Below are 20,429 nucleotides of genomic sequence, written 5' to 3'. Positions count from 1 at the left end.
CACCCCCTGCGCTCAGATCATCGACGCGACGCGCTCGAGGCCAATCAGGCGTGCCAGCGAACGGACCTCGTTCTTCTGGTCCTCGCGCAGCTGGAACAGCAGCGGCATCGCCGCCGACTTCAGCTGCTGCACTTCCTCGGAATCCGGATCGATCGGCATGGTGCCGGCGGCGGGGTCGCCCTGGCGCTTGGCGTGGATCTTGCGGGCGACGGCGCGCAGCGCGGTCTCGACCGCCGGCCAGTAATATTCCTGCGACGACGACAGCTTGAGGCGGTCCTTGATGCCGGCGATCTGCGCATCGCTGAGCAGGGCGTAGGTCTTCTGCGGCGCCGGCTTGGCGGCAGCCTTGGGCTTTGGCGGCGCGACCGCGGCCGGCGCTGGGGCAGGCTCGGCGATCTTCGGCTGGGCCGCATCGACGGGATCATTGAGCTTCGGCAGGCCGATATCGGCGGGCTCGGCGGAGGCATAGGCCTGGCGCACGGTATCGGTCGCGCCCGGAATCGCGGCTTGCGCCCGCAGCAGGAGCGGCGACGGATTGGCGGGAGGCTCCACCGGCTGCGGCGCTTCAAAGGAGGCAGCGGCAAGCGTGGTGACCGCGAGCTTGTCCTGCTTGCTGGCGCGATTGGCGACCGGGCCGACGTCGGCCTGCGCTGCCGGCAGGCTGTCGCGGCCCAAAATGGCGGTGATCGCGGCACCGGCGAGCAGGAAGCATGTCAGGGCGGCGAGGGTGATGGCTCTGGTCAAAAATTACTCCATTGCCGGCCGGTGTCACCGCAAACTGCGCGGCAAATGCGGCGTTAGCGTGCCATGACCGCGCCAAATAGGTGAAATTGTCCCGAAACGGCCCGAAAAATCAGGCCGCGGCGTCAAGCTCATAGGCTTCCTGGATATCGGCCACAATCTCATGCGCCGTCCATAGCGCGCCGGGCTGGACCGCGTGCATGCTGACGGTCCAGTTGGTCCGGCGGGTGCGCGGCGTGCTGACGATGTCGAACTCGACCTGACGGCACAGCGGATGCCGCTGCAGGGCATAGAACACCCGGGTCCGGAGCTCATTGAGCGAGGCCGGGGTCTTGGAGAGCACCTCAAAAGCCATGTCGCATTCCCACAACTGCCGGGCGGCCAGCCGTGGCGGCGGACCATCCCGTGACGCATAGTTGGGACTGGCATGGTTAATGCCGCGTTAAGCGGACAGGCGGGTTTTGGCGGCTGAGCAGCCGCCTCGCCTGGATCAGCCGAGCCGCACCCGCGCGCTCGCTGCCTCGTACTCCGCCGCTGTCAGCGCCACGAGCTCGTCGACCGCGAGCACCCCCGTCACCCCCGAAGTGGAATGGCCGCCGCTCCAGATGTCGCGCCAGCGTTTGGGGCGGCTTTCGCGGGCGCCGATGTCGATGTCCTTGCCGATGTCGATCGCGCCGCGTGCCGGCAGGTCGTCGGGATCGAGACCGGCGGCTTCGATCGAGGGCCGCAGCATGTTGGTCTGCAAACCCGTGAAGGCGGTCGTGAGCAGGATGTCGTCGGCGGTCGCCTCGACCAGCATCTGCTTGTACCTCGCATCCGCCATGCTCTCGCGCGTCGCGATGAACTTGGTGCCCATATAGGCGAGATCGCAGCCGAGCGCTTCCGCAGCGCGCAGCGCGTGGCCATCGCTGATGCCGCCGGCCAGCACGATCGGGCCATCGAAGAATGCGCGCACCGCACGGACGAACACGAACGGATTGAGCCAGCCGGTCTGCCCGCCGGCGCCTGCGGTCAGCAGCACGAGCCCGTCGGCGCCGGCTGCAGCCGCGCGCTCGGCATGGCGGATCGAGGCAACGTCAGCGAAAACAAGCGCGCCGGCATCGTGCAACGGGCCAAGCACCGGTGCCGGCGAGCCGACCGAGGTGATCACGAGCTCGGGCTTGTGCCGCAGCAGCACCGCGAGATCCTGCTGGAGCCGCGTGTTGGAGCGGTGCACGATCAGGTTGGGGCAGATCGGCGCCGCCGCCCTGCCGCTTGCATCGGCGTGCGCATTCAGGCGACGCGCGATGTCGCCGAGCCATGCATCGAGCTGTTCCGTCTCACGGCAATTCACCGTCGGAAACGAGCCGATCACGCCATTGCGGCAGGCGGCTACCACCAGCTCGACGCCCGACACCAGAAACATCGGTGCCGCGATCAGCGGCAACCGGAGGCGATCGCGAAATCGCGCGAGAAGATCTGCGGACAAGTTGTTTCTTCCCATCATCATTGTGTTAGCGTTGCGGCCAACATTGGCACGCAAGAGGCCAAACACAAAGCGGGAGGAGACCACCACATGAGCAATCCGCTCTATGCATTTCCGGCAACGTGCGAGCAGACCTTGCGGGCGCTGGCGCGTTATCCGTCGCGCACCGCCTTCGCATGGCCGGGCGGCTCGCTCAGCTATCAGGGCGCAACCGATTTGATCGGGCGGATGCAGAGCGTGTTCATGCGGCTCGGCTTTGCGCCGGGCACCCGCGTCGCGTTCCTCACCGCCAATCGCGCCGACAGCTGGTGCGCCGGCGTCGCCGCGCAATTGTCGCGGCTCGCCATCACCTGGCTGCATCCGCTCGGCTCGCTCGACGATCAGCTGTTCCAGATCGAGGACTCCGAAGCGCAGATGCTGATCGTCGACGGCATCACGTTTCGCGACCGCGGCGGCGAGCTCGCGGCGAAGGCGGCGGGCCTGAAGACCATCTTCACGCTCGACCCGGCGGGCTACGGCGCCGACCTGCTGCAGGTGGTCGAGGACGCCGGCAGCGCGAGCGCGAAAAACTTCGCGCGTGAGGACGACATCTCGACCCTGAACTACACCGGCGGCACCACCGGCAAATCCAAGGGCGCGCTGCGCTACCACCGCGAATATGGCGGCTTCGCCACCGCGATCCTCGCCGATTTCGAGATTCCGAAGACGCCGCGCTACCTCACCGTGGCCCCGATCAGCCATGTCGCGGGTACAAAAGTGCTGCCGACGCTGATGCGCGGCGGCACCGTGCACATGCTTAAAGGGTTCGATCCGGAGGCGGTGTTCAAGACCATCGAGCGCGAGAAGATCAACTTCACGCTGTTCGTGCCGACCATGATCTACGTCATGCTGGATCATCCCGCGCTGCCCAAGACCGACCTCTCCTCGCTCGAGCTGCTGCTGTACGGCGCATCCGCGATGTCGCCGAGCCGGCTGGTCGAAGGCATCGAGCGGATCGGCCCGGTGTTCTCGCAGCTCTACGGCCAGACCGAATGCTATCCGGTCTCGGTGCTGCGCAAGGCGGACCATGACCAGAAGACGCCCGAGCTGTTCCTGTCCTGCGGCTTCCCGATCGCCGCCTGCCAGGTGAAGATCCTCGATCAGGACGACCAGGAGGTAGCAACCGGCGAGGCCGGCGAGATCTGCGTGCGCGCCACGCATGTGATGGCCGAATACTGGAAGCGGCCCGACATCACCGCGGAGACGCTGAAGAGCGGCTGGCTGCACACCGGCGACATCGCCCGCATGGACGAGCGCGGCTACATGTTCATCCTCGACCGCAAGAAGGACATGATCGTCTCCGGCGGCTTCAACATCTTTCCGCGCGAAGTCGAGGACGTGCTGTCGCAGCACGCCGACGTCGCAATGGTCGCGGTGGTCGGCGTGCCCGACGACAAATGGGGCGAGGCCGTCACCGCCGTCGTGGTGGCGCGCGAGGGCGCCACACCCGACGCCGACGAGCTGATCGGCCTGGTGAAGGCCAAGAAGGGCTCGGCGCACGCGCCGAAGCAGATCCAGTTCGTCAAGGAGCTGCCGATGACCGGCGTCGGCAAGGTCGACAAGAAGGTGCTGAAGGCAGGCTTCTGGTCCGGCCGCGACCGCATGGTGGGGTGAGGTATCGTAGCGAAAGGCTTGGCGCTATTGCCACATTCGTCCTTGGCCCCGCCCAATGTGGGCCGCGCCATATTCGGCGTCATTCCCTGCGCTGGTCGAGACGGGCAAGGAAGTCGCGCACCAGTGTCGCGATCTCATCGGTCGCTTCGTCGAGCGCGAAATGTCCCGCGTCCAGGATGTGGACCTCGGCTGCCGGAACGTCGGCGGCATAGGCGGTGGCACCGGCGACGGTAAACGACGGATCGTATCTGCCCCAGACCACGAGGGTTCGCGGCTGCGTCTCGCGAAGCCACTTCTGCCATTGCGGGTAGGAGGCAACGTTGGTGCGGTATTCCAGGAACAGCGTGGTCTGGATGTCGGCCTGGCCCGGGCGGGACAGAAACGCGGATTCGTCGCCCCACAGATCCGGGTCGTAACGGTCGGGATGCGGGCTCGTCCCGACATGGCGCTGGCGCGTTGCCTCGAACGACGTGAAATTGGCCTTGAGCTTGTCGATCTCGTGCACCGGATCTGCCCAAAACTTCCTGCGAGCCTCCCAAACCGGGCCAAGACCCTGTTCGTGGGCTACCGCGTTCTGGACAATGATGGCGCGGACCCGTTCAGGATGCGCGAGCGCCAGGCGGAAGCCGACGGGCCCGCCATAGTCCTGCATGAACAGCACATAGTTAGTGAGGCCGAGCTTCGTCGTGAACTCGTTCGTCACGCGCGCGAGATTGTCGAAGCTGTATTCGAAATCGGACGGAGCCGGCGCGCTGCTGTTGCCGAATCCCGGATAATCGGGGGCGATCAGATGATATTTGTCGGCGAGAAGCGGCAGTAACGGCTCCCACATCCGCGATGAGGATGGAAAGCCGTGGAGCAGCAGCACGACCGGTGCATCGGAGGGCCCCGCTTCGCGGTAGAAGATGTTGACGCCGAGGACATCCACGGTGTGATACGAGATGGAGTGCCGGCTCGATTGCAGGCTGTTTGCCGAGGCCTGCATTGCCATTCCTGCGAGAACAGCAGACATCGCGAGTCGGGTGGACATCTTCATCAGGCAACTCCGTGGGGTGACTGTCGGTCTTCGACCGGAAGGGAGCATCAGCGGCAGCGCGTTCTTCCCGTCCGGCCGTCGCGCGCAGATCACATTTCCGACATTGCAGCCAAGCGACCACAGCCGGGCAGCCACCCTTCGTGTGCGGCTCCTCAGGGTGACGGCGACAGAGTGGAAGGCGTGGCGAGACTATCGGCGCTAGCGGCGGCCGTATGCCGTCCGTCACGCTGCCCCAGCAACTGATCGAGCCGCTCGCGGAGCTGATCCTGGTGATAGGGCTTGGCCAGCCGCGGCAGATCGACGTGAGTGCCGTCAGGCAGTTCGGCATAGCCGGTGGCGAGCAGAACGACGAGCTGCGGCCGCACCTCGCGGGAGGCCGCGGCGAGCTCGATGCCAGTCATGCCGGGCATCACGTGATCGGTCATCATCAGGTCGATCTCCTGATCGCTCCTGAGGATATCGAGCGCGTGCGGTCCGGAATTGGCGCCGATCACGCGATGACCGAGGTCTTCGAGCATTTCCATGGTCGACATCGCGATCAGCGGATCGTCGTCGACCAGCAGGATCACCGCCGAGCGCTTGACCGGCTGCGCCACGGGCACGGGACTTGCGGCTTCCGGCGCGGCGGTTGCAACCGGCAGCACCAGCTCCGCCGTGGTGCCCTTGCCGACCGCGCTCGACAGCTGCAAAGCGCCGCCGAGCTGCACCGCGAGCCCGTGCACCATCGACAGGCCGAGCCCGGTGCCCTTGCCGACCGGCTTCGACGAGAAGAACGGCTCGATCGCGCGCTTCAGCACGTCCGGCGACATGCCGGTGCCGCTGTCGACCACCGACAGTTTCAGGTAGTTGCCCGGATGCAGCGCCGGATCGCTCTTCGTCTGCTCGTTCCTGGTCTGCTCGTTCTTGGCCTGCCAGGCCGCGAGGCGGATCTCGATCACGCCGCCATCCGGCATCGCATCGCGCGCATTGATCGCAAGATTGAGAACCGCGAGCTCGAGCTGGTTGGCATCGACGCAGGCCGGCGGCAATCCGTCGGGAATGTCGAGCCGCAGCACGATGCGCGGTCCGAGCGATCGCTCGAGCAATTCACTCATGTCACGCACCAGTGCGCCGAGATCGACCGGCACCGCGCGCAGATCCTGCTGCCGCGCGAATGCCAACAGCCGCTGCGTCAGCGAAGCGCCGCGCTCGGCGCCCTGCAACGCGCCGTCGACCAGCCGTTGCAGTCGCGGGTCCTCCGGCATCCGCTTGCGCAGCAGATCGAGATTGCCCATCACGGCCATCAGCAGATTGTTGAAGTCGTGCGCCACGCCGCCGGTGAGCTGGCCGATCGCCTCCATCTTCTGCGCATGGCGGAGCTGCTCCTGCGCCCGCTCGCGCGCCGCGACCTCCTTCATCAAATCGACGGTGCGCTGCTCGACCCGCTGCTCCAGCGTCGCGGTGAGTTCGGCAAGCGCGGAGCGCTCGGCGGCGAGCTGCGCCAGCAGCGCCTCGCGCTCGATCTCCGCGGTCTTGCGCGCGGTGATGTCGGAGCAGACCCCGACCAGCGACCGGATGCCGCCGTCCGGCCCGCGCACCGCGCGGGCGCGCACGTCGACCCAGTGCTGGCTGCCGTCGGGCCAGATGTTGCGATACTCGATCTTGTAGTCGGCGCCGGTCTTGAGCGTGTGCTCGACGACCTCCTGCCGCCGGGCGCGATCGTCGGGATGAACCGCCTCGAGCAGCTCCTGATAGGTGAACGGCAGGTTCGCGGCGCGCCCGAAGAAGCGCTTGCAGGTCGCGGAGGCCTCCAGCTCGAAACCCGGAACGTGCAGTTCGAGCGCGCCGAGATGGCCGGCATTGAGCGCCGTCTGCAGCAGGCTTTCGCTTTCGGTAAGGTCCTCGAGAATCGCGCGGGTCTGGTATTGGCGGCGGCGGCCGCGCACGGCGGCCGCGACCAGGCTCACCAGCGTGGTCGGATGGAACGGGCGCTCGATGAAGGTGACATTGCCGAGCGCGCGGCCGAGCCGCGCTGCTTCGGGACTGCGTTCGGGCCCACCGCCCTCGCTCATCAGCACGATGGGGAAATCCGACCATGACGGCTGCTCGTTCAGCCAGTGCGTCAGGCCGGCAAGGTCGGCGGTCCTGATCGCCTCGTCGGCAATGATGGCAAGGCCCGCCCCGCTTGCGACCTGGCGCTCCAGCTCGGCGAGGTCGCCGCAGATATTGGCGTAGTAGCCGGCTTCCTTGATGAGGTGGGCAGTCCAGACGGCATCCCGTTCGCTCGCGGCAAGGATGACCGCGCGTTCCGAGGACGGGCCGGGCTTCATCTCGTCTGTCCCTGCGACGGCCGGGCATCGGCAGCGGCCGGCACAGCACAAGGCCGCCGGGTTGCCATGGCCACACTGCCGGCGGCGGGATCGATACGCGTCATGGGGCCCCCTAACCGGAGCGAAACTCGTTCGTGCCGCCAACCGTTCCCACGGCCGCGAAGTTATTTTTACCGCAAAGGCAGCCGCCTAGGCGATTGCCATGCCGCGTGCGGGACCCGCGGCCGCCAGATATCGCATCGTGCCTTGCCGGCATGGCTCGCCGCGACCGCGCGACAAAAATGGCGAAAACAACCCCATGCAAAGGCTGCCGGCCTTCGACACGGCAACTTGACACGTCAGGCAAATCAGGGATATATTTCTAATATTCCGAAATCGTGTAAATGCCGCCTCGCCCGACCCGAAAGGGGAAGCCCGGGATGGGGTCAGCCGCGTGCGATGCCGTATGCGGAGGGAGCAGATCCCCACCCGCTTTGCTCTGGCGAGCGAGGCGACCTCCCCTTTTTAAGGGGAGGTTGGAGAGGGATAGCCCTGGTCAGCGCCGCTCGATGACGAGGCTCTGCACGGTCCGGCCGAAATAGCCTTGCACGTCGGCGAGCCGCGACATCGCAAGGCCGGCACCGTCAGGCCCGATCCAGGATTCGCCGTCGAGCAGGACCCAGTCGCCAACCGGCTCGCGCGCCAGGCTCACGGTGAGATCGGCGTTGATGAAGGTCCACTGGTTGAAATCGAGCGCCGGCGAGGTGCCGTTGGAGAAGTCGGAGGCGACCACGGCGCGCATCGCCTGCGAGACGGCGGCGCCCGCGATCAGCGGCTGGTCGACGCGAAACCAGATCGCGCCGGGTCCCATCACACCGAAGCGGCCACGCGCGGCGCGCATCGAGATGCATTTGACGAACGGGCTGTTCGCAAGATTACCCGGCTCGACCATACTTTCGTCGGGACCCGGCAGCTCGACCGGAAGCGCTGCGATGTCGGGCGGCAGTTCGGCCACCTGATGCTTGATCTTGAGCACGGTGGCCGAGACGACGAGGACGCCGTCGGCGAGCAGCCTGACGCCGCAGAGCTGGATCTTGCGGCCATCGCGCAGGATCTCGCTTTGCACCGTCAACGGCGCCACCGGCACCGGACGCATCAGGTCGATGGTGACGCGCGCGATCCGCATCGGCACCGGCGTCGGGAGCGCTTCGGCAGCCCACACCACCAACGCCGCCGGCGCGGAGCCGTGCTGCATCCGCGGATCCCAGGGACCCGCGGCATCAGGACTGGTGACGACGCGGTCGCCGTCAACGCGAAAGATCGGCTCCATCAAGCAAGCGCCGGATCGACCGCTTCGTCGTATTCCTTCTTGAATCGGCCAATCAGCTCGGCCGCAGGAACAACCTTGGAGATGCTGCCGACGCCCTGGCCGGAGCCCCAGATCTCCTTCCAGGCCTTCGGCTTGGCGCGCTCGCCGGATGAATCGGTGCCGAAGCTCATCTTCGAGGGATCTGATGTCGGCAGGTTTTCCGGATCCATGCCGGCCGCGACGATCGAGGGCTTCAGGTAATTGCCGTGCACGCCGGTGAACAAATTGGAGTAGACGATGTCCTCGGCGGACGAATTGGTGATCATGCTCTTGTAGCCCTCGACCGCATTCGCCTCCTTGGTCGCGATGAAGGCGGAGCCGATATAGGCGAAGTCGGCGCCGATGATGCGCGCGGCGCGAATGGCGCGGCCGTTGGCGATGGTGCCCGACAGCGCGATCGGCCCGTCGAACCACTGCCGCGTCTCCGACACGAACGGGAACGGCGACAGTGTGCCGGCATGGCCGCCGGCGCCGGCCGCAACCAGGATCAGGCCGTCAGCGCCCTTCTCGATCGCCTTGCGCGCGAACTTCTGATTGATCACGTCGTGGAACACGATGCCGCCCCAGCCGTGGACGGCCTGGTTGAGCTCCTCGCGCGCGCCGAGCGAGGAAATGATCATCGGCACCTTGTGCTTCTCGCAAAGCGCCATGTCGTGATCGAGCCGGTTGTTCGACTTGTGCACGATCTGGTTCACCGCGAACGGCGCCGACGGCCGCTCCGGATGCGCCTTGTCATAGGCGGCGAGCTCTTCCTTGATCCGGTACAGCCATTCGTCGAGCAGCTCCGGCGGCCGCGCATTCAGCGCCGGAAACGAGCCGACCACGCCGGCCTTGCACTGGGCGATGACGAGGTCGGGCACGGAGATGATGAACAGCGGTGCCCCGATCACGGGAAGAGACAGGCGGCCCTTGAACAGAGCAGGCATGGACATTGGCGGCGGATCCTCAAAGGTTTGGTCGGTTGGTTTTAGCTCGAATGCTGAACGTCATACCAACAAGGCAATCTTTCCAGTGTCAAGTATTGCGTTTTGGCGCTGCAAAAAGGATGACAAAACCTCATCTAAAGGGCGCATTTTCCGGACGCATCTGGCATCCCAGAGCAAGATGAGTTTGGAATTGGTTCGGCACGCACGTCTTCACCTCTCCCCTTGGGGAGAGGTCGATTTGCGAAGCAAATCGGGTGAGGGGCCGCAGGGCTAACGAGAGACCGAAACCCCTCACCCGGCGCTACGCGCCGACCTCTCCCAAGGGAGAGGTGAACCTCCGCCATTAATCCAGTTTGACCCAATCGCATCACTCTCTAAACGCAAGCTTCGCCGCCGCTACTGGCAGACCGCCCGTGTCACGAAATTTTCCGTCTTGCAATCGTTCGGGCCGCGCTTGTGGCCCGGCAAATAGACCAGCGGCGAGCATTTCTCCGACGTGTCGATATCGATGCCCTTGCCTTCCTTGAACCCCTTGCTCTGGCACAGCCGGTCGGCGCCGATCTTGCAGTCGGGCGCACCGTTCGCGGCCACCACGCAGGCGGCGCGCCCGGTCACCATGCTCGAGGGGCGCGCCAGGTTCGACAGGTCATTGAAGGTCTCGCCGGGGCTCTTCAACTGTGGCAGCGCCGACTTCGACTTCTCGAACAGTTTTCCGATTTCGTTGATCAGCCCGGGATTCTCGCGCTCGACCGGTGCCGGCGGCAGCTCGATCTGCTGCTGAGACTCAACGGGCTGCTGCGCCGGCGACTGCACGCCGAGCGAGGGCGACGCAGTCTGCGCCCATCCGCCCTCGATCGCAGGCAGCGCTATCGACAGCGCAAGGCCCGCCATTGCAACGCGCGCCCTGGCGGGATTGAGTCGCGCGAGATTCACCGGTCGTCTTTTCCATCAGCCATCGCAGCGAGCGTAGTCCGAAGCCGTCCTCAGGCAAAGACGCGAACAGCTTGAACTTTGGTCAGATCAGCTTGAATGCGACAACGAAGCCCAGCACCAGCACGATCGCGCCGATCGCGACCCACAGGCCGAGCCGCTTCTCGAGCTCGGCGCGGATGACATCGCCATAGCGGTTGAGCAGCACCGCAACGAAGAAGAAGCGGCCGCCGCGTGCGACGATCGAACACAGGATGAACAGCCAGATGTTGTAACCGGCGAAGCCCGAGGTGATGGTCACGAGCTTGTAGGGGATCGGCGTCAGTCCCTTCACCAGGATGATCACGGCGCCCCACTCGGCATAGGAGGCGCGGAACACGTCGACCTTGTCGGAGAGGCCGTAGAGATGGATCAGCCACTGCCCGAGCGAGTCGTAGAGCAACGCGCCGATCGCATAGCCGAGCACGCCGCCGGCAACCGACGCGATGGTGCAGACCGTCGCGAACCACCATGCCCGCTTCGGCCGCGCCAGCGACATCGGCAGCAGCATGATGTCGGGAGGGATCGGGAAGAAGGAGCTCTCCGCGAAGGCGACGGCCGCGAGAATCCAGAGTGCGTAGGGCTTGTCGGCCGCCTCGACGCACCAGTCATAAATCCGTTTCAACATGGGCGCGATGAACCATCATGGAGCGGATTTGTCCATGCCGGGGATGGGCCGAATTTGGTTGATTTACGGCTGCCGTTTGCGCAGCCGGTTCTCCAGCGCGACAATTCGACGCCGCACCACCGGGACAGGCGCGGTCTTGGGCAGGCTCTTGGGGACCTTGACCGGCGACTTCGGCAGCTTCTCGGCGATCCCGAGCAGCCGCTCGCGCCGCTCCATCTCGCGCCAGACATCCTCCGGCTTCACGCCGGCCGACGCCCACAGAACCGTGAGATTGTAGAGCAGGTCCGCGCTCTCGCGGACGACGGCATCCGGCTTGCCGCTGATGGCGTCGATCACGACCTCGACCGCTTCCTCGGCGAGCTTCTTGGCCATCTTGGCCGGCCCGCGCTGGAACAGCCGTGCCGTGCGCGACGTAGCCGGATCAAGATCCCTGGCCGCGATCACCGCCTGGTAAAGCCGTTCGATCGAATCACTCATCCTGCGAGCCTAATCGAAACGCGTCGCCAGCGTGTTAACGGCCGGACGGACAATGAAAAATCCACCGGCCTTGCAGCCGGTGGATCGATGCTTTGTGACAGTTCCGAGAACCGACGACGGTGTCAGTACGGCGTATAGGGCAGTGCCGAGCGGCGCCCGTAATAGCCGTGATAACCATAATACGGTCCGCCGCCGTAATAGACCGGGCCACCACCATAATAGGCCGGACCACCGTAGTAGCCGGGGCCGTCATAGTAGCCGTAGGAGTCGTAATAGTCGCGACGGTTCTGGGCTGCGGCGATCGCAAGGCCCGTGCCGACGATCCCGGCGAACACGGCTGCAGCAGCCGCACCACCACCGCCGCCACGATAGTAACGACGGCGCGCGCTGATATCGGTCGCGTCACTCGTGCCGTGTGAGGTGGTCACAGCGGCAGGCTTGCCCGCCGAAGCAGAGCCTGCGAACGCCATCGTCGGCTCAACGGCCGTCAACGCCACCGCGGCAACCGTTGCCAATGTGGCTGCGCGGCCAACAGACGAAAAAACACCTTTTCGCGCAAACATTGCAGTCATCCTTTGTGGAAGCCGGCCCGTCGGGCCTTGGTGAGCTAACCACTCCCTCCAGATTAGGTTCCCGAAACCGAATGCAAGCTGAACAACCTAAGGTGAAATCGAGGCAGTCATCGGCCGTTCATTTTGCCCAGGGCAGAATGCCTGCAGATAACGCCTGAAATTGCAGCTTGAAATGACCGTTGCCTTGGCGCATTCGATGTCATGAACAAGGCGCGCAGCCGGCGCGGCACTTTGTCTCGCCTCCCGGATGTCACGATGCAGGTAAGTCGGACCACCGTTCTCCGCTGGATACTGGCCGGCACGATCGGCCTCTCGGGTGGCGTGTGGCCGGCGCTGACGCCGCTGCACGCCGGCGATCAGCCGCAGCCGCTCACCATCCAGTTCACGCTCGACCGTCCGCTTGACGCTGCCGCAGCACCATTCGTGATGGCGTCGGTCGGCGGCCTGTTCAGCGCCGAGGGCCTCGCGGTCGGCACCAACGTCGCCACCAGTTCGGCGGACGCAATCGCGCGCGTCGCCGACGGCTCGAGCGATTTCGCGCTCGTCGACATCAACTCGCTGATCCGCTTTCGCGACAAGCCTGGCGCAGCCCCTGTCAAGGCGGTGTTCGTGCTGTTCAACCGGGCGCCATACGCGATCATTGCCCGCAAGAGCCGCGGCATCAAGGCGCTGGCGGATCTGGAAGGCAAGAGCCTCGGCGTCGCCGAGGGCGATCTCTCGATCCGGCTGTGGCCCGCGGTCGCCAGGCAGAACGGCATCAAGCTATCGAGCGTGAAGCAGAACACGATCAGCGCTGCGGTGCGCGAGCCGATGCTCTCCGCCGGCCAGGTCGATGCCGTGACCGGCTTCTCCTATCTCTCGGCGATCAATCTGCGCGATCGCGGCGTGCCTGCGGACGATCTTGCGGTGCTGCGCTTCGCCGACTACGGCTGCGAGGCCTATGGCTTTGCCGTGATCGTCAGCCCGCACCTTGCCGCGGCCAAGCCGGACGCGGTGAAGGGCTTCGTGCGCGCGGCGGTCGGCGGCACCAATCTCGCGGTCAAGGACCCGGCCCGCGCCGCAAGCGAGGTGGTGAGCCGGATGGACGGCGGTTCGCGCGATCTGGAGCTCGAGCGGCTCGGCGCCATCATCCGCGACAACATCCTGACCGCCGAGGTGAAGCGCAACGGTCTCGGCGGCATCGAGCCTGAGCGTTTCGAGCGCGCGCTTGACCAACTCGCGGAAGACTTCAAATTCCAGAAGCGGCCGCACGCCGCCGACATCTTCGACGACCAATTCCTGCCGCCGATCGATGGCCGGCTGGTGAATTGAGACGCGTCCTCGGCCAAAAGATCGGCCCTCCGCCGTCATTGCGAGCGAAGCGAAGCAATCCATCCCACCGCGAATGCCGAGCGATGGATTGCTTCGTCGCTGTCGCTCCTCGCAATGACGGACTGCATTTGTTCGCAGGCTCCTCAGGATGAGGCCGGAGTGTGGACCGGCACGGGAAGTGGGTAGTTCTCGGCAACAATCCCGGCTTACAATGGCAGGCGCCCATTGTTCGAGAGTCCCGCCGGCATGTCCATGCTCCGCCTCTATACCCGCGTCCTCGAACTGCTCGGCAAGGAGGCGCGGCTCGGCTGGATTCTCGCCGCCGCCAACATGCTGCTCGCCGGCGCGCAATTCGCCGAGCCGGTGCTGTTCGGCAAGATCGTCGATGTGCTGTCGGGCCGGCCGGTCACCGGATTGTTCGCGACGAATTCGGCATGGCCGCTGCTGGTGGCCTGGGCGGTGTTCGGCCTGTTCACGATCGGCTGCAGCGCGATCGTCGCATTGCAGGCCGACCGGCTGGCACACCGCCAGCGTCAGGCGGTGCTGACCGATTATTTCGAGCACATCCTGCAGCTGCCACTGACCTTCCACTCCGGCACCCATTCCGGGCGGCTGATGAAGGTGATGCTGAACGGCACCGATGCGCTGTGGCGGCTCTGGCTCGGCTTCTTCCGTGAGCATTTCGCCGCGATCATGTCGCTGGTCGTGCTGCTGCCGCTCGCGCTCTACATCAACTGGCGGCTCGCCGTCCTGCTGTTCGTGCTCTGCGTCGTGTTCACCGTGCTGACCACGATGGTGGTGCGCAAGACCTACGGCATGCAGAGCGAGGTCGAGGCCTATTACAGCGACCTCTCGGCGCGTGCCTCCGACGCGCTCGGCAACGTCGCGCTGGTGCAGAGCTTCGTGCGGATCGATTCCGAGGTGCAGGGCCTGCGCTACGTCGCCGACAAGCTGCTCGCGGTGCAGATGCCGGTGCTGTCATGGTGGGCGCTGGTCACCGTGATCACGCGCGCCTCGACCACCATCACGGTGCTCGCGATCTTCACCGTCGGCATCGCGCTCCACAATGAGGGGCTCACCACGGTCGGCGAGATCGTGATGTTCGTCTCGTTCGCCACCATGCTGATCCAGAAGCTCGAGCAGGTGGTGAGCTTCATCAACAGCGTGTTCATGGAAGCACCGCGGCTGCAGGAATTCTTCGACGTGCTCGATGCGGTGCCGGCGGTGCGCGACCGTCCGGGCGCGGTCGATCCCGGCAGGCTGTCCGGCCTCGTCGAGTTCGACGACGTCTCGTTCTCCTATGACGGCAAGCGGCCGGCGATCGAGGACCTCACCTTCACCGCACTGCCCGGCCAGACCATCGCGCTGGTCGGCTCGACCGGCGCCGGCAAATCCACCGCGATCGCGCTGTTGCACCGCGCGTTCGATCCGCAATCCGGCATCATCGAGATCGACGGTATGGACATCCGCGCGCTGAAGCTGACGGCGCTGCGGCGGAACATCGGCGTGGTGTTTCAGGAGGCGCTGCTGTTCAACCGTTCGCTCGCCGACAATCTGCGCATCGGCAAGCCCGACGCGACCGACGAGGAACTGCGTACCGCCGCGGCGCGCGCGCAGGCGCTGGATTTCATCGAGCGCAGCGACAAGAAGTTCGAGACCCATGCCGGCGAACGCGGCCGCATGCTGTCCGGCGGCGAGCGCCAGCGATTGTCGATTGCGCGTGCGCTGCTCAAGGACCCGCCGATCCTGATCCTCGACGAGGCGACCAGCGCGCTCGACGCCGTCACCGAGGCCAAGGTGAACGCTGCTCTCGACGAAGTGATGAAGGGCCGCACCACCTTCGTGATCGCGCACCGTCTCTCGACCATCCGCCACGCCACCCGCATCCTGCTGTTCGACCAGGGACGGGTGATCGAAAGCGGAACTTTCGATGAACTGGTGGCGAAAGGCGGGCGTTTTGCCGAGCTCGCGCGGGCCCAGTTCATGGTCCAGGAACAGGCGCGCGCCGGCATCGAGACACCATAATTCTCCCCTTTCCAATTGAGGCGGCTGCCGAAATTCAGCCGATTTCGTCCACGATATAATTGGCCGGCCTCTGTTCTCTGCTGGCAAGCCGGTATAGGGTTTGCATTGCCGCGACGCGGCGCCGGACACGCTTGAAACCCGTACGTCACATCGCAAGACCTCCTTTTTTAAGGCGGGTCTCAAAGGACCGGAACCGGACACGTGCATTTTCCTCGCCCGCTGCGCCCGTCGTTGAAATGGATTCTGGCCGTCGCGATGCTTGCCATCGCAACGCCGCAGATGGCGCAGGCCGAGGCGCTGCTGGTGGTCGAGGCCGATACCGGAAAGGTGCTGCAGGCCGACAATGCGACGATGCCGTGGTACCCGGCTTCGCTCAGCAAGCTGATGACGGCCTATGTCACGCTGAAGGCGGTCAAGGACGGCCGCGTCTCGCTCGACACGCTGCTCACGGTATCGCCGACCGCATCATCGCAGTCGCCCTCGAAGATGGGCTTCCGGCCCGGCACCCAGGTCACCGTCGACAACGCGCTGAAGATGATGCTGGTGAAGTCGGCCAACGACATGGCCGTGGTGCTGGCCGAGGGCATCGGCGGCTCGATCGACGGCTTTGCCGGCGAAATGAACCAGACCGCCTCGAGGCTCGGCATGACGCAAACGAGCTATGTCAACCCGAACGGCCTGCCCGCCGACGGCCAGATCACCTCGGCGCGCGACATGGCGATCCTCGCCCGCGCCATCATCCGCGACCTGCCGGAATACGAGTATTTCGTCCACATCCCCTCGATCCGCTTCGGCCGCCGCATCACCCAGAATTTCAACAAGCTGATCGGCCGCTATCCGGGCGCCGACGGCTTCAAGACCGGCTTCATCTGCGCGTCCGGCTACAACCTCGTGGCGTCGGCGACGCGCGACGGCAAGCGGCTGATCGCCGTGGTGCTCGGCGCCTCCTCGGGCCGCATGCGCGCGATCCGCGCCGCGCAGCTCTTGGATCGCGGCTTTGCCAATAACGGGCTGGCGTGGCTGCGGCCCTCGCTCGGCACCGTCGACAATCTGGTGCCGATCGATTCCACCCCGCCGAACCTGCGCGAGGAGATGTGCGGCGCCAAGCACAAGCGGCCCGCCAGCGACGAGGACGGCGAAGACACCGTCGCCAGCGCCGGCGCGAGCACCAACGGCGACAGTGGCGTGAGCTTCTTCGCCTCGGGCCTGCAGGCCGCGATGCCGACCAAGCCGGCCGACATGCTGGCGCAGCCGGCGGCGGCGTCCGAACCGGTCGTGGTTTATACGGGACCGACCAAGACCGGCGCTGCGCTGATCGCCGCGGTCGAGGCCGACACCGAGAAGCTGCAGCCGGTCAAGCGCACCAAGGGCAAGCACACCCGCGTCGCGGGCAAGAAGTCCGATACGGCCGATGATGCGAAGGGCGACGCCAAGAGCACCGCCAAGAGTGACGCTAAGAGCGCTGCCAAGCCGGACAGCAAGCCGGCGGCCAAGCCGGTGCGTCACGCCAACGCCAAGCCGGATGCCGCAGCTGCGAAGCCGGCCGCGGACAAACAGGCCGCCGCAAAGCCCGCCGGCAAGCCGGCGACGGCGGCAAAACCGGCTGCGAAGCCGAAAGCCGACGCCAAGCCCAAGGCCGACGCCAAGCCGGCCGGCTAGCAGAGCGTCACCCCCTCCGATCTCCCAATGCGTCGATAGCGCGCAGCGGCTTGCCATTGGCCGCGGCATCGCTCAATACTGCCTGAAATACCGCGACCAAGAATAATACGACCAAGGGTCGAGAAACCCGGAAACAATCCGGGACGTCAGCCAAATTTGAGAGAGGGAAAGACCATTATGGAGCGCATCTGGCTCAAGCATTATCCGGCCGGCGTGCCCGCCGATATCGACGTCACGCAATATTCGTCGCTGGTCGAATTGCTGGAAGAGAGCTTCAAGAAATTCGCCGATCGCAAGGCGTTCATCTGCATGGACAAGGCGATCACCTATCGCGAGCTCGACGAGATGTCGGCGGCGCTCGGCGCCTACCTGCAGAGCAAGGGCCTGCAGAAGGGCGCGCGGGTCGCATTGATGATGCCGAACGTGCTGCAATATCCGGTTGCGACCGCCGCGGTGCTGCGCGCCGGCTATGCCGTGGTCAACGTCAATCCGCTCTATACTCCGCGCGAGCTCGAGCATCAGCTGAAGGATTCCGGCGCGGAAGCGATCATCGTGCTGGAGAACTTTGCCACCACCGTGCAGAAGGTGCTGCCCAACACCGCGGTCAAGCACGTCATCGTCGGCAGCATGGGCGATCTGCTCGGCTTCAAGGGCGTGATCGTCAACCTGGTGGTGCGCCGGGTGAAGAAGATGGTGCCGGCCTGGTCGATCCCGGGCGCGGTTTCATTCAACGAGGCGCTGTCGGCCGGCCGCGCCGCGAGGCTCAACAAACCGAAGTTGACGCTCGATGACGTCGCCTTCCTGCAATACACCGGCGGCACCACCGGCGTCTCCAAGGGCGCGACCCTGCTCCATCGCAACATCCTGGCCAACGTGCTGCAGAACGATGCCTGGCTGCAGCCGGCGCTGGCGAAGCCGCCGATCGTCGAACAGATGGTCATCGTCTGCGCGCTGCCGCTGTATCACGTCTTTGCGCTCACCGCGTGCTACCTGCTGGGCATGCGGGCCGGCGGCACCAATCTCTTGATTCCGAATCCGCGCGACATGGCGGGCTTCGTCAAGGAACTGTCGAAGTACCAGGTCAGCTTCTTCCCGGCGGTCAACACGCTCTACAATGGCCTGCTGAACACGCCCGGCTTCGACAAGCTCGACTTCTCCAAGCTGAAGATCGCCAATGGCGGCGGCATGGCGACGCAAAGGCCGGTCGCCGAGAAGTGGCTGAAGATCACGGGCATCCCGTTGTCGGAAGGCTACGGCCTGTCGGAGACGTCGCCGACCCTGACGTGCAATCCCGCGACGATCGAGGAGTTCTCCGGGACGATCGGCCTTCCGGTCCCGTCGACCTGGCTCTCGATCCGCGACGATGACGGCAATGAATTGCCGATCGGCCAGGCCGGCGAGATCTGCGCCAAGGGTCCCCAGGTGATGGCGGGCTACTGGAACAGGCCCGACGAGACCGCGCGCGTGATGACCGCGGACGGCTATTTCCGCACCGGCGACATCGGCGTGATGGACGAGAAGGGCTACACCAAGATCGTCGACCGCAAGAAGGACATGATCCTGGTCTCGGGCTTCAACGTCTATCCGAACGAGATCGAGGAAGTGATCGCGAGCCATCCGGGCGTGCTGGAATGCGCCGTGATCGGCGTGCCCGACGCGAAGTCCGGTGAGGCGGTGAAGGCCTTCGTGGTCAAGAAGGACCCGAACATCACCGCCGAGGACATCATCAAGTTCAGCGCCACCCAGCTCACCGCCTACAAGGTGCCGAAGCAGATCGAGTTCAGGACCGATTTGCCGAAGACCAATGTCGGCAAGATCCTCCGTCGCGAATTGCGCGATGAGAAGAAGGCCGCGGCTTAGGGCGTGAGTGGGACTGACGCTGGATATGACTGACGCGCGCATTGCGACGCCGGCTGACGTGCTTGCCTTCTGGCGAGATGCCGGCCGCGACCGCTGGTACAGCCACGACGACGCCTTCGATGCCGAAATCCGCAGCCGCTTCCTTGCCACCTGGCAGAAGGCGGCTGCCGGCGAATTGTCGTCCTGGGAGGCGAGCGACGAGGGCGCGCTGGCGCTGACCATCGTGCTCGACCAGTTTCCGCGAAACCTGTTTCGCGGCGACGCCAGGACCTTCTCGAGCGATGCGCTGGCCCGTGACGTGGCAAGCCGCGCCATCGACCGCGGCGTCGATGCGCGGACCGACCCGGTGCTGCGCGAATTCCTCTATCTGCCTTTCGAGCATTCGGAGGACCTCGACGACCAGCAGCGCTGCGTGACGCTGTTCCAGCAATATGACTGCCATCCCGACAACCTGAAATACGCCGAGGACCACGCCGACATCATCCGCCGGTTCGGCCGCTTCCCGCACCGGAATCGCGTGCTGGGCCGGCAGACCACGGCCGAGGAGCAGGCCTTTCTCGACGGCGGCGGATTTTCCGGCTGATGACGGAACGGTGAATGCGCTCCGGCATTGCCGTTCTCGCGGCAGCTCGTATTGTGCCGTCCGAGCGCCGGGTTTAAGACAATTCCGCTTCACCGAGGGAGAACGACGATGACGATCAATGTTGGCGACAAGCTGCCGGAAGCCAAGTTTCGCGTGATGACGGCCGAGGGGCCGCAGGTCAAAACCACCGACGACATTTTCAAGGGCAAGAAGGTCGCCCTGTTCGCGGTGCCCGGCGCCTACACCGGCACCTGCCACAAGATGCATCTGCCGAGCATCTTCCTCAACGCCTATGCCATGAAGAACAAGGGCGTCGACACCATCGCGATTGTCTCGGTCAACGACGCCTTCGTGATGAACGCCTGGAAGCGCGACACCGACCAGCGCGACGAAGCCGTCTTCCTCGCCGACGGCAATGCCGACTTCGCCAAGGCGATCGGCATGGAGCTGGACGCCTCCGGCAACGGCCTCGGCATCCGCTCCCACCGCTACTCGATGCTGGTCGAGGACGGCGTGGTGAAGAAGCTCAACAAGGAGCCGGCTCCGGGCAAGGTCGAAGTCTCCGGCGGCGACACGCTGCTCGGGCAGCTCTGAGCCGAGTTTTCGCCGCAACAAAACTGTCATCGCCCGGCGCGACCGGGCGATCCAGTACGCCGCGGCCTCGCGTTTCAGTCACCACTGTCTCTGGAATACTGGATCGCCCGCTTTCGCGGGCGATGACAGTTTTGGGCGCGGCGATCACCGGGATCGCGGCTCCGTAGCAACCATTAAGCCGTGACGGTTGTTTCGAGCCAAGGCGTTCCGCGCTGGACGACAGTGTTGGCATAGATCAGCAGCTTCCGTGCGCAAGCGATGAGGGCTGCGTTG

General features: G+C 65.3%; 18 protein-coding genes. 7 read left to right on the top strand and 11 right to left on the bottom strand.

What is annotated here, in order from left to right; translation table 11 throughout:
• Window positions 1–12: 12 nt before the first annotated feature.
• From AC628_RS06635 to AC628_RS06625, 3 genes are all read right to left on the bottom strand, one after another.
• Window positions 13–744, bottom strand: coding sequence for a hypothetical protein (locus tag AC628_RS06635; protein ID WP_074125932.1), 732 nt, complete (start codon window positions 742–744; stop codon window positions 13–15).
• Window positions 745–853: 109 nt separating this feature from the next.
• Window positions 854–1,096, bottom strand: a complete 243-nt coding sequence (locus AC628_RS06630; RefSeq protein ID WP_074125931.1) for a hypothetical protein — start codon at window positions 1,094–1,096, stop codon at window positions 854–856.
• A 135-nt stretch (window positions 1,097–1,231) separates the two neighbouring features.
• On the bottom strand, window positions 1,232–2,230 hold the full coding sequence (locus AC628_RS06625) for an NAD(P)H-dependent flavin oxidoreductase (protein WP_502689537.1): 999 nt from the start codon (window positions 2,228–2,230) through the stop codon (window positions 1,232–1,234).
• Between the two features lie 66 nt (window positions 2,231–2,296).
• On the opposite strand from AC628_RS06625, the gene AC628_RS06620 reads away from it, so the two are divergent.
• Window positions 2,297–3,859 carry an AMP-binding protein gene (locus tag AC628_RS06620; protein ID WP_074125930.1) on the top strand — a complete coding sequence of 521 codons (1,563 nt, stop codon included), beginning with the start codon at window positions 2,297–2,299 and terminating at the stop codon, window positions 3,857–3,859.
• Window positions 3,860–3,938: 79 nt separating this feature from the next.
• Here AC628_RS06620 and AC628_RS06615 read toward each other — a convergent pair whose 3' ends face one another.
• From AC628_RS06615 to AC628_RS06580, 8 genes are all read right to left on the bottom strand, one after another.
• On the bottom strand, window positions 3,939–4,871 hold the full coding sequence (locus AC628_RS06615; protein WP_502689538.1) for an alpha/beta fold hydrolase: 933 nt from the start codon (window positions 4,869–4,871) through the stop codon (window positions 3,939–3,941).
• 176 nt (window positions 4,872–5,047) lie between these two features.
• A complete protein-coding gene (locus AC628_RS06610) occupies window positions 5,048–7,204 on the bottom strand; it encodes an ATP-binding protein (RefSeq protein ID WP_074125928.1) in 2,157 nt (718 codons plus the stop codon).
• A gap of 535 nt (window positions 7,205–7,739) precedes the next feature.
• Window positions 7,740–8,513 carry a thioesterase family protein gene (locus tag AC628_RS06605; RefSeq protein WP_074125927.1) on the bottom strand — a complete coding sequence of 258 codons (774 nt, stop codon included), beginning with the start codon at window positions 8,511–8,513 and terminating at the stop codon, window positions 7,740–7,742.
• Window positions 8,513–9,484 carry an NAD(P)H-dependent flavin oxidoreductase gene (locus tag AC628_RS06600; protein WP_074125926.1) on the bottom strand — a complete coding sequence of 324 codons (972 nt, stop codon included), beginning with the start codon at window positions 9,482–9,484 and terminating at the stop codon, window positions 8,513–8,515. The genes AC628_RS06605 and AC628_RS06600 overlap by 1 nt, the downstream gene beginning before the upstream one ends.
• A 390-nt stretch (window positions 9,485–9,874) precedes the next feature.
• Window positions 9,875–10,411 carry a hypothetical protein gene (locus AC628_RS06595; protein ID WP_143201465.1) on the bottom strand — a complete coding sequence of 179 codons (537 nt, stop codon included), beginning with the start codon at window positions 10,409–10,411 and terminating at the stop codon, window positions 9,875–9,877.
• Window positions 10,412–10,493: 82 nt separating this feature from the next.
• Complete coding sequence (locus tag AC628_RS06590) at window positions 10,494–11,075, bottom strand: YqaA family protein (protein WP_074125924.1); 582 nt, start codon at window positions 11,073–11,075, stop codon at window positions 10,494–10,496.
• 63 nt (window positions 11,076–11,138) lie between these two features.
• Window positions 11,139–11,552, bottom strand: coding sequence for a phosphoribosyl-ATP diphosphatase (gene hisE, locus AC628_RS06585; protein WP_074125923.1), 414 nt, complete (start codon window positions 11,550–11,552; stop codon window positions 11,139–11,141).
• 122 nt (window positions 11,553–11,674) lie between these two features.
• The gene (locus AC628_RS06580) at window positions 11,675–12,115 is read right to left on the bottom strand and encodes a hypothetical protein (RefSeq protein WP_074125922.1); all 441 of its coding nucleotides are present in this window, start codon (window positions 12,113–12,115) and stop codon (window positions 11,675–11,677) included.
• A gap of 264 nt (window positions 12,116–12,379) precedes the next feature.
• Between AC628_RS06580 and AC628_RS06575 the strand changes: the two genes are divergently transcribed.
• The 6 genes from AC628_RS06575 (at window position 12,380) to AC628_RS06550 (ending at window position 20,156) form a co-directional block, all read left to right on the top strand.
• On the top strand, window positions 12,380–13,435 hold the full coding sequence (locus AC628_RS06575) for an ABC transporter substrate-binding protein (protein WP_074125977.1): 1,056 nt from the start codon (window positions 12,380–12,382) through the stop codon (window positions 13,433–13,435).
• Between the two features lie 246 nt (window positions 13,436–13,681).
• Window positions 13,682–15,460, top strand: coding sequence for a glucan ABC transporter ATP-binding protein/ permease (locus AC628_RS06570; RefSeq protein ID WP_074125921.1), 1,779 nt, complete (start codon window positions 13,682–13,684; stop codon window positions 15,458–15,460).
• A gap of 201 nt (window positions 15,461–15,661) precedes the next feature.
• Complete coding sequence (locus AC628_RS06565; protein ID WP_074125920.1) at window positions 15,662–17,119, top strand: D-alanyl-D-alanine carboxypeptidase family protein; 1,458 nt, start codon at window positions 15,662–15,664, stop codon at window positions 17,117–17,119.
• A 177-nt stretch (window positions 17,120–17,296) separates the two neighbouring features.
• A complete protein-coding gene (locus tag AC628_RS06560; RefSeq protein WP_074125919.1) occupies window positions 17,297–18,979 on the top strand; it encodes a long-chain fatty acid--CoA ligase in 1,683 nt (560 codons plus the stop codon).
• A gap of 25 nt (window positions 18,980–19,004) precedes the next feature.
• Entirely contained in the window at window positions 19,005–19,562 is a 558-nt protein-coding gene (locus AC628_RS06555; protein WP_074125976.1) for a DUF924 family protein, read from the top strand.
• Window positions 19,563–19,670: 108 nt separating this feature from the next.
• Window positions 19,671–20,156: a peroxiredoxin gene (locus AC628_RS06550; protein WP_050419364.1), complete on the top strand. Its 486-nt coding sequence runs from the start codon at window positions 19,671–19,673 to the stop codon at window positions 20,154–20,156.
• Window positions 20,157–20,429: the final 273 nt, after the last annotated feature.

Source organism: Bradyrhizobium sp. NAS96.2 (assembly GCF_001908235.1).
Taxonomy (GTDB): Bacteria; Pseudomonadota; Alphaproteobacteria; order Rhizobiales; family Xanthobacteraceae; genus Bradyrhizobium.
Note: the sequence above shows the minus strand (reverse complement) of the source record. Positions and strands in the feature narration are given on the sequence as shown.

Coding starts and splice junctions, on each gene's coding strand:
- AC628_RS06630 (WP_074125931.1), bottom strand. CDS start 1,096: ATGGCTTTTGAGGTGCTCTCCAAGACCCCGGCCTCGCTCAATGAGCTC.
- AC628_RS06625 (WP_502689537.1), bottom strand. CDS start 2,230: ATGATGATGGGAAGAAACAACTTGTCCGCAGATCTTCTCGCGCGATTT.
- AC628_RS06620 (WP_074125930.1), top strand. CDS start 2,297: ATGAGCAATCCGCTCTATGCATTTCCGGCAACGTGCGAGCAGACCTTG.
- AC628_RS06615 (WP_502689538.1), bottom strand. CDS start 4,871: ATGTCTGCTGTTCTCGCAGGAATGGCAATGCAGGCCTCGGCAAACAGC.
- AC628_RS06610 (WP_074125928.1), bottom strand. CDS start 7,204: ATGAAGCCCGGCCCGTCCTCGGAACGCGCGGTCATCCTTGCCGCGAGC.
- AC628_RS06605 (WP_074125927.1), bottom strand. CDS start 8,513: ATGGAGCCGATCTTTCGCGTTGACGGCGACCGCGTCGTCACCAGTCCT.
- AC628_RS06600 (WP_074125926.1), bottom strand. CDS start 9,484: ATGTCCATGCCTGCTCTGTTCAAGGGCCGCCTGTCTCTTCCCGTGATC.
- AC628_RS06590 (WP_074125924.1), bottom strand. CDS start 11,075: ATGTTGAAACGGATTTATGACTGGTGCGTCGAGGCGGCCGACAAGCCC.
- hisE (WP_074125923.1), bottom strand. CDS start 11,552: ATGAGTGATTCGATCGAACGGCTTTACCAGGCGGTGATCGCGGCCAGG.
- AC628_RS06580 (WP_074125922.1), bottom strand. CDS start 12,115: ATGTTTGCGCGAAAAGGTGTTTTTTCGTCTGTTGGCCGCGCAGCCACA.
- AC628_RS06575 (WP_074125977.1), top strand. CDS start 12,380: ATGCAGGTAAGTCGGACCACCGTTCTCCGCTGGATACTGGCCGGCACG.
- AC628_RS06570 (WP_074125921.1), top strand. CDS start 13,682: ATGTCCATGCTCCGCCTCTATACCCGCGTCCTCGAACTGCTCGGCAAG.
- AC628_RS06560 (WP_074125919.1), top strand. CDS start 17,297: ATGGAGCGCATCTGGCTCAAGCATTATCCGGCCGGCGTGCCCGCCGAT.
- AC628_RS06555 (WP_074125976.1), top strand. CDS start 19,005: ATGACTGACGCGCGCATTGCGACGCCGGCTGACGTGCTTGCCTTCTGG.
- AC628_RS06550 (WP_050419364.1), top strand. CDS start 19,671: ATGACGATCAATGTTGGCGACAAGCTGCCGGAAGCCAAGTTTCGCGTG.